The sequence below is a fragment of the Sporosarcina sp. SAFN-015 genome (genome assembly GCF_051966875.1).
GTDB lineage: Bacteria > Bacillota > Bacilli > Bacillales_A > Planococcaceae > Sporosarcina.
Window position 1 is genome coordinate 129689 of the sequence record NZ_JBQCKP010000004.1, and the last position, 14331, is coordinate 144019.

A 14331-nucleotide genomic window follows, 5' to 3' on the forward strand; every position below is an offset into this window, starting at 1 on the left:
GCGCAGGGAGCGTGGGATGGTGAAGTTAATGGAGCCCTTGTGCGATTTATTGAGCCTTTGTAGGAATAATGGAGCCCTTGTGCGATTTAATGAGCCCTTGTTGGAATAAATGAGCCTTTGTGCAATTTAATGAGCCCTTGTTGGAATAATTGAGCCTTTGTGCAATTTAATGAGCCCTTGCTAGATTAAATGAGCCCCTGCCTACTTCAATTGCTCAGCAAATGATGCACATAACCAATTGCGACTTGCAGTTGGATATCGTTTTCTTGATCTTTGCGGAAATCCTCGACTTGATCACGGATTGCGGCGAAGAATTTTCGGTCCATGATGCTTTCCGGTGAAATTTTTGCATTCACGCGGAACTCGTGGACAGCGACGGATGTCGACTCGTCAAAATAGCCGTCATCCCGTTCGAGTGAATAGCCGAGTCCTATAAGAAGCCTTTGGGCATATGCGATATCTTCATGAAAATCGCCGACTGCATAGACGTCTGTCGAGAAACGGATATGCTCTGTGAATAGCCGGTCCTGCTCTGACTCCAAGTCAACGGGGACGCCTTTCCCGTGAATCCACGTCTCTTTCGGAGTGAGCCATTTATGCGTGGATAGCTTCATCTCACCGCCGTTCGAAAGCTCCATCGTATCTTGGACCGTCCCTTTTCCGAAGCTCACTTGCCCAATGATGAAGCCCCTTTTCAAGTCTTTCAACGCACCGCTCAACACTTCGCTTGCCGATGCGCTTCCTTTATCCTGAAGCAAGACGACCGGCATCTTTTTCAGTTTTTCATCAAACTTAAATGTCTCGGAAGGCTCCACGACGAGCGGTGTCAGTTGGCCTTTCGCATTTTGCATGTAAGCGAAGACGGTATCTTGCTGCAATAAACTTCCAGCCACTTCACCGACAGCTCGTAAATAACCTCCCGGGTTCCCGCGCACATCAATTATGAGCGCTTGGGCACCACCTTTAATCATCTCATCGGTAGCCTTTTTCCATTCGGCAGCTGTCTCATCGCCGAACATCGTCAACGCTATGTAACCGAACTTCGTGCCCCTTTCCTCCATCAATTCAGCTGTCACCGTTTTGACTGGAATGACGTCACGCATCACTTTCAACTCAAGATGCTTATTCAAATCAGGCCTGTAAATCGTCATTTCCACAGCGGTTCCTTCCTTGCCCCGGATTTTCTTCACGACGTCCTGCAACGTCAATCCGCCGAGCGGCTCTCCGTTAATGCGGACGATTTCATCGTATGGCTGCAGCCCCGCTTTCTCAGCAGGCGAACCTTTAACCGGTGCAACGATGATGTATCTGCCACCTGACCTCGTAATTTCCGCTCCGATTCCGACCCTTTCCCCGGCGAGCGACTCTCTATGCGTTGCCGCCTCCTCTTCAGAAAAATACGTGGAATACGGATCTCCGATTACATCCGCCATGCCGCGCAGTGCCCCTTCAATGAGCCTGTCCCCTTCGACCGGGTACACCGCCTTCTCCTGAATGATGCTGTACGCTTCGTCAATGACTGGGAACGCCCCTTTCAATGTCGAATCCGCACTTTTTCCCTTGTCCGCGGAGCAACCGTCCAACAATAGAAAGACGCCTGCCGCGATTACCGCTAGTATCGCAAAAACTAAAAACCGGCTTCTGCGCATCGATAACATCCCTCCTCCGTCCACTATATGAACGAAATGAGTATGTTACGACAACAGAAATCCGGCTTTCCTTAATCCAGATCGTCTATAAGAGTTTTTAGCGTAGCTTCATCCATTGGTCCTTTAACGATTTGGGAAATTGTGCCGTCAGTGTTCAGCATATAAGTCGTCGGAATTTGAAATACTTGATATGCTTGCCCGACTTCTCCTTTTTCATCCAACGGAATTTTAAACGTCAAGCCGTATGAATCAATGAATTCCTGGACGACTTTCACACCACGGTTTTCACTGTCCGTCAAATTGACTGCAACGATTTCTACATTATCTTCTTCCGCGGAATTTCGGTAGTAATTTTGCATATGCGGCATTTCCGCCTTACACGGCGGACACCATGTCGCCCAGAAATTCAGGACGACTTTTTTCCCTTTCAGATCGGATAATGTGAGCTGCTCACCGTCTAATGTCGTCAATTCGAAATCGGGAGGGAGATTGCCGAAGTCCAGCCCCACCTCTCCAGCTGCAGATTCATCTTCGGATCCTTCCTTCGTTTCGATGAGTGCACTCGTCGAATCAATCGGATCCGCTTTTTTCACATTTTGGTTGATCATAATGACGACCATCGATCCGATGAGCAATGCTGCGATTATGTAACCGATCACTTTCTTATTCATCCTGTTATCCCCCGTTCGTTAGTTCAGATGTACGTTTATCCACAAATATCACTATAAAAAATAGACCGAGCAAAAATGTCACAAGCAGTGGCGGATTCATCAAACCTTTCGGCTGTATCACTGCGACAAATACATGAGCCGCCATGAAGAGCAACGAAAGATATACAATATGGCTTCTGCTAACCTCCACGTTTTTCCATACGAAAAACAGATAGCCAAGAAACACGACTGCCGTCCCGACTCGTGCGAGCAAGCTCCCTTCATTCAAGAGCACCATCATCACTTGGAATATTGCTTGGACGGATACGGCACCAATAAATAATGCAGCGAGCACATCCTTATCAACTCGACCCTTTTTCCAATCAAGCCATGTCCGGAATGCCACGTATGCCAATCCGAGGATAAATCCGACAATCCCTCCATTGAAGTAAACAATCGAGAGTGGGGCCTGAATGACGATTTTGAAATCTGTAATGATCACCGACAGTTTCCATATGATAATAAGATAAAAAATGGCGTCGCCGAAACGATTTGCAATCTGTTTCCCAAATTTCAGCCGGATAGCAATATATGAAAGAAGGAATGCGATGATGAGAGCAATCCACGTCGATGGAACCGTTAGATTGACGATGTAAAACAGTTTAGTGACTGTCATCCAAGTATACTCCCCTTTAATACGTGTATGGGTATATGCTAATGCAAATATAATGACTATGCGAGCATAATGCCTCAAGTATCTAAGACAAATGGAAAGACTTTGTGAACTTCCGTCAAATATAAAAATGTTTGCAACAGAAAAAACTGCACCTCCGAATTGAGGTGCAGTTCCTAGACTTCATTTTTAGTTAAAATGATACGTATCTCAAAGGATTCACAGCGCTAGGACCGGATGCTGTCCAACTTCCTATATGCATTTCGAAATGCAAGTGAGGACCCGTTGATGCTCCCGTATTGCCGGTAGCCCCGATATAGGTGCCTTTGTCGACAACTTGTCCGCTGCTGACACTGATTTTCGATAAATGCGCGTAAACGGTCGTGAAAATGCTGCCGTTCGTAGAATGCGTAATCATAATGACATTCCCGTAACCGCCCATTTGGCCGGCATAGGAAACGACACCATCACCAGCTGCTACGACTGGCGTCCCAATCGGTGCGGCAATGTCTGCGCCACGGTGTTGACGCTTCGTATTATAAATCGGATGGACACGCCAACCAAATGAAGATGAATATCGACCATTCGCTGGTTTTGTCCAGAAGCCGTTTGAAACATGCGGCAACGAGCCTGGTTTAGCTGCTGCAGCCGCTTCTCTTTCTTTCCGTTTACGTTCCGCTTCTTTACGGGCAATTTCTGCTATCCGTTTCTGTTCGGCGATTACTTTCTTCTCTAGTTGTGCATCGATTTCAATCGCTTCGTGAAGCTCTTCTTCCAACTGTTCCTTTTCCCTTGAAAGCCTTTCCTGCTCCGCTTCCAATTGGTCAATTACTTTATTTTTCTCTTGTTTTCTAGATTTCAGGTTCGCTTTCAGCTTATCAAGCTTCGCTTTGTCTTCTTCCAGCTCTTTCAGTTTCTTTTCAACGAGCGCTTTTTCTTTTTCCAGCTGCTCGATATCTTCTTGCTGTCTCCGCATAATATCACGGTCCGCATCCATCAGCGTTGTCACAGCTGAAAAACGGTCGATGAAATCAGCGAAGCTGTTCGCCCCAAGCAAGACGTCTATGTAGTTGACATCGTTGCCCTTCACTTGCATGGCACGTACGCGTTCCCGAAGGACAACGTCACGTTCGGCAATCTTGTTTTCCAGATCTACGATAGATGCTTTCAACTCTTCGATCTCTTCAGTCGTTTTGTTGATCTTATCGATGACACGGTTAATGTTCGCGTTCGTTTCTTCAATTTCTTTATTCAACTTACTAATTTGTTTCAAAAACTTTTCAATTTCAGTTTCAGTCGTTTTAATGGCATTGTCTTTGTTGTTAATGCTTGATTTCAAGTTCTGTTTCTTTTGCTGGTTTTGCTTTTGTTCCTTCTTCAAATCGTTCAATGTGCTCGCCAAAGCTCCTGATTCACCTACGATTGTGGTCATCAGCAAGACTACGGCAAACATCACCATAATCCATCTACGCTTGTTCAACTTCTTATTTCCCCCTTTAAGCTAGTGCTGCAGGTTGATTCGTTCATAATCGAGCCGTGGCCAGGGACTACAGCGCTCCCTCTTTTGCATGACAGCTTATTAGACTCTAAGAAATTTGCGGACAGACATGAAACTGCCCCATACTCCGATAAATACACCCATGAATAGAAGAAGTGCATTCACTTGGAGAATGAAAGGTGTAGCACTTAATAATTGGAATAATTCGTTCTGTAATCTTGGCTGCCATTGTGAATAAAGCTCATAATACGAAACAGAAATGACGGCCATCGGAATGATCGACCCAAGAACACCTAGCCAAACCCCTTCCAATACGAATGGAATGCGGACAAAGCTATTCGTGGCGCCTACTAGTTTCATAATCTCGATTTCTCGTCCTCTCGCAACAATTGTGAGACGAATCGTATTTGAAATTAAGAACATAGCAGTGAATAATAGGGCTAAGATAAGCACCATTCCAATGTTTCTGCTCATATTGAGCACATTGAACAATTTCTCGATCTTCCCTTCGCCATAGACGACTTGGTACGTATTGTCATACGTATCGATCTTCATGGCGACTTCGGCCGTCTTATGAGGATCCGCCGCTTTTACATAGAAAGCGTCCCCTAACGGATTGCTTTGCTTGTACAGATTCAATTCATCCCCGAAAGAACTTATCATCTTATCCAGTTCTTCGTCCTTCGTTGCATGGATAACTTCGCTTACACCGGGTGTATCCCGTACTTGCTTTTCTAGTATTTTAATCGCCTCAGCATCTGCCGCCGGCTCTGTGATGACTTTGATTTCCACATCGTTCTCTAGATTGTCCGCCAATTGGTTCAAGTTCATCATGATGACGATGAACACCCCGACGAGCAGAAGTGTAACTGTTACTGCACTGACAGAGGCGAACGTCATCCAGCTGTTCCGGCCGAGGCTTTTAAGGCTTTCTCTGAGATGCCGCCCCATCGTCCTAGCTTTCATAACCGTATACCCCTTCATATTCATCTCTCGTAATCATGCCGCCATCGACGACGATGACACGATGTCTGATTGTATTTACGATCTCTTTATTATGCGTGGCCATGACGACTGTCGTGCCGCGCGCATTGATCTGTTCAAATATCTTCATAATTTCCCAAGATGTATCTGGATCCAGGTTCCCCGTCGGCTCGTCCGCGATGACGACCTTAGGGACATTGACGATGGAGCGGGCAATGGAAACCCGTTGCTGCTCGCCTCCCGACAACTCATTCGGGAACATTCTCGCCTTTTGTGTCAATCCGACTAACGCTAACACATCATTCACTTTTTTTCGGATTTGCTTCGGTGATTCCTCGATCACTTCAAGCGCAAACGCGACATTCTCGTAAACATTCAATTTAGGAAGTAGTTTAAAGTCTTGGAATACGACGCCAATCTGCCTTCTTAAATAAGGGACTCTTTTATTTCTCAATGTCGCAAGATTGATGCCGTTAATGATAATGTCGCCTTTTGTCGGGGATTCCTCGCGATACATCATTTTAATGAACGTCGATTTCCCCGCACCGCTAGGTCCAACGACATAAACAAACTCGCCTCGACCGATTTCGACGTTGATGCCATTTGCCGCAACAACCCCGTTCGGGTATTTCTTATAAACATCTTTCATTACAATCATGTAAAAACCACCTGAATCATATTGTATTCCTCATTTTTTGCCGACAAATTTATTATAACATGATAAGGCTTGCTAAGTATTACAGATATGTTTCATTTGAGATGACACAATTCAACAGCTTTATTATTCCTAATGTCAAATCGTCACGAAAAGCGTGACCTTCCCTTTTTCAGTACGAAAATAAAATGTTTTTATTTGATTTTTAGTATGGTTTTTCGACAGGGAAAGTGCTTCTATGTAATATTTGTGCAATAGTTTCGGCATTTAATTTCCACTTATTTTCATTTTCATACAAAAAACGCAACAGGTCAATTCACCCATTGCGTTTTTCAAAAATAAATTATTTCTTTTCAGCAAGCCATTTTGTAACTGCATCCAATTCTTCGCCTTGGATCAATCCACCTGGCATACCGCCTCTACCGTTTTGAATAATATCGTGAATTTCACTCTCGGAAAGCTCGGATCCGATGTTCGCCAATGCCGGAGCATTTCCACGTCCTTCAAGATTGCCGCCATGACAAGTCGCACAGTTCGATTGGAAAACTTTGTCCGCGTCAACGCTCGCCGTATCACCTTCACCGGCATTATTATTGTTATTACCGCCGCCACATGCGCCAAGTACAAGCGCTGCACCAAACAACGTTGCTAGTAGCTTGTTCTTCATGTTGTTTCCTCCCGTCGTAAAAAATTATCCTACATGCTTAGTATACCAAAGGAACGGGATTATACACCGTGAGGGTAGGTACCCATTTTTATCAAATTGATGACAAATTGGTAAGTTTTTCTCCTAACGGTTTTCCCATTCACCTTTATCTATTACTATAGACGGAAAACGGTATTTCAAACCCTTTAGATATTTTTCATACTTCAGAGGGAGACATAGAACGAGCTTTTCTGGACGTAGGTGTTAAGTCACGAAATGACGATATCTTTGTGAAATTGACCGATAACTCTTGGGAATTGACCGATAACTTTCGGATAATGATCGATACATTTGTGAAAATGAACGATATCCATCCGAAACTGATCGATTTCTTATTCTCGGCATGTGGATAAAACAAAAAAGCGCACAAAAGTGCACTTTTTTGATTGTTTTATGAAATTTTCGAACGTAAATATGCGTTAATGAACATATCGATTTCCCCGTCCATAACTGCGCCTACGTTTCCTGTCTCTTCGTTTGTACGATGATCCTTCACCATGGAATACGGGTGGAACACGTATGAACGGATTTGGCTTCCCCATCCGATTTCTTTTTGCTCGCCTCGGATTTCAGCTAAACGCGCTTCTTCCTCTTCGACTTTAATTTGGTAGAGCTTCGCTTTCAAGAGGTTCATCGCACGCTCACGGTTTTTGATCTGTGAACGTTCGGTTTGACATGTCACGATCGCGCCCGTTGGAATATGCGTGATCCGGACTGCGGAATCCGTCGTATTGACGTGCTGGCCGCCTGCGCCGCTTGAACGGTACGTATCGATTTTTAAATCTTCTGTACGGATTTCAATATCGATGTCCCCGTCAAATTCAGGCATCACTTCTACAGATGAGAAGGATGTGTGTCGACGGCCTGATGAATCGAATGGCGAGATACGTACAAGACGGTGAACGCCTTTTTCCGCTTTCAAATAGCCGTATGCATTATGGCCTTTAATGGAAAGTGTCACAGACTTCACGCCGGCTTCGTCACCTGCTTGATAGTCAAGCGTCTCTACTTTATAGCCTTGGTCTTCAGCCCATCTTTGATACATACGGAGCAACATGGAAGCCCAGTCTTGGGACTCCGTTCCACCTGCACCAGAATGGATTTCAAGGATGGCATTGCTGCTGTCGAACTCGTCGCTTAATAGCATTTGCAAGTCGAAGTCTTCCATTTTTTTCTTGAACTCTTTCAGCTCGGAGACTAATTCTTCTTGAAGCTCTTCGTCAGCTTCTTCACGAAGCAATTCAAGCGTCATTTCCAAGTTTTCCTGCGTGTCACTCAATTCATGGAATGAGCCGACTGACGCTTTCAGTGCATTTGATTCCGAAATGACTTTTTGCGCGCTGTCCTGGTTATCCCAGAAGCCTGGCTCCAGCATTACTTCGTCTAATTCCTGCATACGTGCCTCTTTGTTTTCTAAGTCAAAGAGACCCCCTGAAGTCCGCTAATTTCTTAGCTGTTTTGTCAAGCTCGTTCCGTACATCGGATAATTCCATCATAGTTGTTCCTCCTGAAAATAAAAAAATGTGTGTTCAACAGGATTTCCGCTACAGGCGGACGCTTTCCGCGGGCGGTCCGTGAGCCTCCTCGTCGCAAGCGACTGCGGGGTCTCACCTGGACACGCTTTTCCCGCAGGAGTCGCCGCCTTTCACTACAATCCAAGTTACTTCAAAAATTGAAGTGACATAAATGAAACTTCCATCAGTAAGCGTAGATAACCGCGCTCGCTGATGGGAAGTCAAGTTGGTGCAATTTGTGCCTGACAGCAATTATTTGCCGTGGCAGTTTTTGTACTTTTTGCCGCTTCCGCAAGGGCACGGATCGTTCCGGCCGATGTTGACAGCGCGGCGCACTGGTTTTTTCGTCACTTTTTCGCCGTCTTCTTTCGGGTTGACGGCTTGCCCTTTCGCTACTTCCTCGCGCTCGAGGTTGTTGCGAATTTCAGCCTTCATGACATATTTCGCGGCATCGTTTTCGATGGACGTCACCATTTCCTCAAACATGGCAAAGCCTTCGGATTGATACGCACGAAGCGGATCCGTTTGGCCATATGCACGTAAATGGATACCGTGACGCAATTGATCCATCGCGTCAATATGATCGGTCCATTTCGAATCGATCGCCCGCAGAAGGACGACCTTTTCAAATTCGCGCATCCGATCCTCAGACATTTCAGCTTCCTTCTCATTATATCGTTCAATGACCGCATCGTGAATCATTGATTTCAATTCTTCTTCTGATTTTCCTTCCATGTCCTTCGCCGTCAACCGGCCTTCAGGAAGAAGGTTCGCACCGAGGAAATCTTCAAGACCTTTCAATTTCCATTCCGTTTCCTTCTCATCAGGTGCATGCATCTCAACGGCACGATCGATGACATTCGTCAACATGCCTTCAAGTACTTCACGGATATTCTCGGACGCAAGCACTTCATTACGTTCCTTATAGATGATTTCACGCTGTTGACGGAGCACATCGTCATATTGCAGCAAACGTTTCCGGGAATCAAAGTTATTCCCCTCGACGCGTTTTTGCGCAGACTCCACGGAACGCGATACCATTTTCGATTGGATCGGCGTTGTATCGTCCATGCCAAGCTTCGTCATCATGCCTTTCATTTGCTCGGAACCGAAACGGCGCATCAATTCATCTTCAAGAGACAAGTAGAACTGTGTCACACCCGGATCTCCTTGACGTCCGGAACGTCCACGCAACTGATTGTCGATACGACGTGATTCATGTCGCTCCGTACCAATGACCGCAAGTCCACCAAGATCTTGCACACCTTCACCAAGCTTGATGTCCGTACCACGGCCCGCCATGTTCGTCGCAATCGTGACGGCACCTTTTTGACCTGCTTCTAAAATGATATCAGCTTCATGGCCATGGTTTTTCGCATTCAATACATTATGTGGAATGCCATATTTCTTCAAGAAGTTCGAGATGATTTCAGACGTTTCAATCGCCACTGTACCGACAAGAACAGGCTGCCCTTTTTTATGGCGTTCCTTAATGTCTTCGGCAACCGCTTTATACTTCCCGTCCATTGACGCGTAAATCAAATCTGGACGGTCATCCCTCGCAATCGGACGATTTGTCGGGATCGCAATGACGTTCATATTGTAAATATTACGGAACTCTTCCTCTTCCGTTTTCGCTGTACCGGTCATACCGGATAGCTTATCATACATACGGAAGAAGTTTTGGAACGTAATTGTTGCAAGTGTCATCGTTTCATTTTGGACTTCAAGGCCTTCTTTTGCCTCAATCGCCTGATGCAAGCCATCGCTGTAACGGCGACCACTCATTAAACGTCCCGTGAACGAATCGACGATGACGACCTCGCCTTCTTGAACGACGTAATCGACGTCGATATGCATGCTCGCATGCGCCTTCAATGATTGGTTGATCGCATGGTTCAACGTAACATGCTTCAAGTCGAATAGGTTCTCGATGCCGAAAGCCTTCTCCGCTTTCTCGATACCCGATTCCGTCAAAACGACACCTTTCGTCGACTCATCATAAGAATAATCTTCTTCCTTTTTCAACGTAATGACGAAACGGTTCGCCAAACGGTATAGCTCCGCCGACTTCGACGCTTGACCGGAAATGATCAACGGCGTACGCGCCTCATCAATCAAAATGGAGTCAACTTCGTCAATGACCGCATAATGAAGCGGCCGTTGCACTTTATGCTCATCATACAGGACCATATTATCACGCAAGTAGTCGAATCCAAGCTCATTGTTCGTCGTATACGTAATGTCCGCTGCATACGCTTCGCGCTTTTCCTCTTTCGACAAGCTATTCAAGTTTAAGCCGACTGTCATGCCGAGGAATTCGAATAGCTCGCCCATTTCCGTCGCATCACGGCTAGCGAGGTATTCGTTCACCGTTACGACATGGACGCCTTTTCCTTCAAGCGCATTCAAATAAACCGAGAGCGTCGACGTTAACGTCTTCCCTTCCCCGGTCTTCATCTCCGCGATATTCCCTTCGTTCAACGCAGCTGCACCCATGATTTGGACACGGAATGGATACATGCCAAGCACACGGCGTGAAGCTTCACGAACGACCGCGAATGCTTCCGGCTGGATGTCATCAATCGACTCGCCGTTCGCAACGCGCTCTTGGAATTCCGCCGTTTTCGCTCTCAGTTGTTCGTCGGAAAGCCGCTCCATTTCGGCCGCATGCTCTTCGACTCTATCTGCAATCTTTTCAAGACGTTTTAAATCTCTTTTATTCGGATCAAACATTTTATTCAATACGCCAAGCATTTACGTCACATCCTCATTAAGTTCACCCTTCATTTTAACACTCTGAAAAGCACGGTGCAAATAGTCTGGGTAGATTAGTACAGATTTTTTGAAAAATCGTTTTTCTAAAACAGCTCGCAACTTTAAAACGGAGAAAAGCTTCGAAAAGCGCAAAAACGCTGTTCATTATTCATAAATCAAAAGAAGCGAGCATAATTACGCTTAGACACTCATAAATAATTATTAAGACGCAAAAACGGCACAAAAGGTGCATACATTATTTTCCCGCTCATAATAAAACCCCCGGATTTCTCCGGGGGCGATTCGTAGACGATTAATTCGTTTCAATCAATCCGTATTTACCGTCTTTCCGTTTATAGACGATGTTTGTGCCGTCAGATTCTGCATCAGTGAAGATGAAGAAGCTGTGGCCAAGCATGTTCATTTGTAAGATTGCTTCCTCTTGATCCATCGGCTTCAAATCGAATTGCTTCGTGCGGACAACTTGGAATTCAACTTCATCGGCCGCAACGTCTTCATTGCCGTTCTTTTCTCTCTCGACGGATTGCAGGAAGGCTGCGACACCTTCGCGTTCGCGGAATTTGCGGTTCACTCTTGTTTTATATTTCCGGATTTGACGCTCGAGCTTGTCGACGATCAAGTCGATTGCTGCGTACATATCGTCATGGCGCTCCTCAGCTCGGAGAGTCAAATTCTTCATCGGAATAGTTATTTCTACTTTAGTCTGTCTGTCGTTATACACTTTCAGGTTTACGTGGGCTGTTGCGTTCGCGCCCTCTGTGAAGTATCTTTCGAGCTTCAGTACTTTCTTCTCGACGTACTCACGAATTGCCGGAGTTACCTCAAGGTTTTCCCCTCGGATGTTAAAGTCTAGCATATGAACTCCTCCTTTAATTAACCGTTAATGTATACTTCTACATCTATATTTTAATTTCCTTCTTTTCATTCGAAGAAAAATTAAAATCTTGTCGAAATGTGACGGAATCATCACGTTGGAGTTTTTTAGCTCTTCTTCCTGTCCGTTGTCCCGATTTCCGTCCGCCTGCGCAGCTTCAGATCATCGACGATCAACTTCTCCATGGAAGGATCTTCAACAAAGTCTATACCGTACTGGAAACCGCCGGCGGATTGCTTTTTCCATGCAATCTTTCCTTCCACATCGATCGGCGTTTCGAAAAGGGTGAAGTGGAGCCGCACAGTAAGTGGCCCATTCTCTGTAGGTAAATCGAAATCGGTGGCGATTTTCGTTCCACCCGGACTGATATCGAGCAACAAACAGTCTCCCGGATTGGACTCATTCGCACTTTCTCCAATGACGATCCGAAAAGTTGCATTCAGGGGAGTCCCAAATGAATGCCTGAAATACTCATGTCGTTTATACAGCATTTCATCACCCTATTCCTTATCTATTCCCTATATTCAGTATACCAAATCTGGGGAGTATTATCTAACTTCAGCCATCTCCCTCGTTCGTCTCATCGTTCCGTCCAAAGTCTTAACAATCTGCTCGTTATCCGCGACTGTCGCATGCACCGTTGCATTTACTTCTTCCAGAGAAGCGCTTGATTGCATAAGCAGATCCGCGAACGTGCCAGTCATTTCACCGATATCGGACGTCTCTTCCGAAATGATTTTCATTTTGGAATCAAACATTTCAAACTTCCTATGCAGCCCATCCAACGTTTGATGCATCCGCTCAATTTTCTTTTCCGCCTGGACAGTCATCGTCCCTTGCGATTTCAATTTGCCGGTGCTCGCTGTTAAATTCTCGCGGGAGCGGCCGTTCATCGTATTGACGTCATTTAAGTTGCCATTGATTTCCGTCAGCGTCTCGGCTGTCATATTGGCGAGTTTCCGGATTTCTTCCGCAACAACCGCAAACCCTTTTCCGTGATCTCCTGCACGCGCAGCTTCAATGGACGCATTCAAAGCGAGTAAATTCGTCTGCTCCGTAATCGTCGCAATCGATTTTGCGAGTGCATTTGTCCGTTCAATGTTTTGGGTGAGCGCGCCGAATGAGCCATTCAAATCATTCAACAACTGTTCAACCTCATCCATGCCGGCTTGCACATTGCGCATCAGGACCACGACTTCATCGGATTCCGATCTTAGTTTTGCGGCTTCCTCAACCATCGATTGCGTCTCATTCTGCATATCGATGACATCGTTCTGTGTCCGACTCGCATTTTCTGCAATCTTGCCAATCTGTTCAGCTTCCTGCTCCACACCTGCCGCAATCGCATTCATAATGTCCAACAATTCTTTTTGAGAAGCAAGATGGCGTTCTGCCGTATTTCCGATTGACGTTAGATCATCCGCCACTTGCTCGACGTTTGCGTTTAAACTGCGGTGTTTCCGTTCCTCTTCTTTCGCAAGTTCCGCCTGTTCAAACGTGTATTGATTCACTCGCAACTCCAGTTTTTTTGTCTGCCTAATTTGGATAAGCAGTCCGACTGCCATGAGGATAAGCGGGAGCATCATGCTTCCTTTGCTTGACGCGATCTGTTCCTGGTACGGATAGTTCGTCAAAAATATGATCATAACAACGATGGATAGACCGAAGCCGTACGACATGATCCGCATCGAAGCATGGACGCTAGCGATTCCCGCAATGAAAAAGGCAATGCCGGCAGTCGCAATGGACGGATCCCCGACGATTCCATTGAAAATGGCGGCAAGCGAGGTAATCCCGATGATCGCCCATGGAAACAACTTTTCAATAATGATTATTTTCCGCGATAAAAGGAAGAAAATGACCGACATCGCCATTGGAATTGTCATGCTGATCGTCTTCAACGCATCTTGCCCGGTTAAAAAATAATAAATAGCTCCAATTAAGCTTGATGCGCCGAGTGTAATGAACAATATGAAATTTTTCTTCGCAAATTGCTCTTGCATTAATTTATCCACGTTTTCAGTTATCATTTCCATTCCCCCTTGTCGGTTTCGTTAATCCCTTGTCTCTATTTTCAATGTATCATGAATAGTAAATTTGTTCCATATGAAAAATAGTGCTGAAGTAATCTGAGGAACGGTTGAAAATGTCGGGACCGCCTGAAAGCTAGAGAGTATCGCGTGAAATGGCGCGATGTTCGCCTGAAAGCTGGATGGAACCGCCTGATAACCAGAGCGAATCGCCTGAAATGGCGCCATGTTCGCCTGAAAGCTAGATGGAACCGCCTGAAATGGCAGCCAGACCGCTTGATAAACAAACTAATTCGCTTGAAACAGTATCATAACCGCCT

The 14331-nt window shown here is 45.6% G+C and carries 12 protein-coding genes; all 12 read right to left on the reverse strand.

Annotated features, from left to right (window positions below; translation table 11 throughout):
* Positions 1-206: 206 nt before the first annotated feature.
* Positions 207-1649, reverse strand: coding sequence for a S41 family peptidase (locus ACTHPA_RS08795; protein ID WP_440499797.1), 1443 nt, complete (start codon positions 1647-1649; stop codon positions 207-209).
* Positions 1650-1720: 71 nt separating this feature from the next.
* Positions 1721-2320, reverse strand: coding sequence for a peroxiredoxin family protein (locus tag ACTHPA_RS08800; RefSeq protein WP_440499798.1), 600 nt, complete (start codon positions 2318-2320; stop codon positions 1721-1723).
* Positions 2321-2324: 4 nt separating this feature from the next.
* Positions 2325-2975: a hypothetical protein gene (locus ACTHPA_RS08805; protein ID WP_440499799.1), complete on the reverse strand. Its 651-nt coding sequence runs from the start codon at positions 2973-2975 to the stop codon at positions 2325-2327.
* Between the two features lie 190 nt (positions 2976-3165).
* Positions 3166-4452, reverse strand: a complete 1287-nt coding sequence (locus ACTHPA_RS08810) for a murein hydrolase activator EnvC family protein (protein ID WP_440499800.1) — start codon at positions 4450-4452, stop codon at positions 3166-3168.
* 99 nt (positions 4453-4551) lie between these two features.
* On the reverse strand, positions 4552-5436 hold the full coding sequence (ftsX, locus tag ACTHPA_RS08815) for a permease-like cell division protein FtsX (RefSeq protein ID WP_440499801.1): 885 nt from the start codon (positions 5434-5436) through the stop codon (positions 4552-4554).
* The gene (gene ftsE, locus ACTHPA_RS08820; RefSeq protein WP_440499802.1) at positions 5426-6112 is read right to left on the reverse strand and encodes a cell division ATP-binding protein FtsE; all 687 of its coding nucleotides are present in this window, start codon (positions 6110-6112) and stop codon (positions 5426-5428) included. Before ftsE ends, ftsX begins: the two co-directional genes overlap by 11 nt.
* Positions 6113-6452: 340 nt before the next feature.
* Positions 6453-6776: a cytochrome c551 gene (gene cccB, locus ACTHPA_RS08825; RefSeq protein ID WP_440499803.1), complete on the reverse strand. Its 324-nt coding sequence runs from the start codon at positions 6774-6776 to the stop codon at positions 6453-6455.
* Between the two features lie 430 nt (positions 6777-7206).
* Positions 7207-8308, reverse strand: a protein-coding gene (gene prfB / locus ACTHPA_RS08830; protein ID WP_440500093.1) for a peptide chain release factor 2 whose coding sequence is annotated in 2 segments (ribosomal slippage) — positions 7207-8235 and positions 8237-8308 — 1101 coding nt in all. Because the reading frame shifts where the segments join, the coding sequence is not laid out codon by codon here.
* A 273-nt stretch (positions 8309-8581) separates the two neighbouring features.
* A complete protein-coding gene (secA, locus tag ACTHPA_RS08835) occupies positions 8582-11086 on the reverse strand; it encodes a preprotein translocase subunit SecA (RefSeq protein WP_440499805.1) in 2505 nt (834 codons plus the stop codon).
* Positions 11087-11399: 313 nt separating this feature from the next.
* Complete coding sequence (gene hpf / locus ACTHPA_RS08840; protein WP_440499806.1) at positions 11400-11963, reverse strand: ribosome hibernation-promoting factor, HPF/YfiA family; 564 nt, start codon at positions 11961-11963, stop codon at positions 11400-11402.
* Positions 11964-12088: 125 nt separating this feature from the next.
* Entirely contained in the window at positions 12089-12472 is a 384-nt protein-coding gene (locus ACTHPA_RS08845; RefSeq protein WP_440499807.1) for a PilZ domain-containing protein, read from the reverse strand.
* A gap of 57 nt (positions 12473-12529) precedes the next feature.
* Complete coding sequence (locus tag ACTHPA_RS08850; RefSeq protein WP_440499809.1) at positions 12530-14011, reverse strand: methyl-accepting chemotaxis protein; 1482 nt, start codon at positions 14009-14011, stop codon at positions 12530-12532.
* Positions 14012-14331 lie beyond the last annotated feature (320 nt).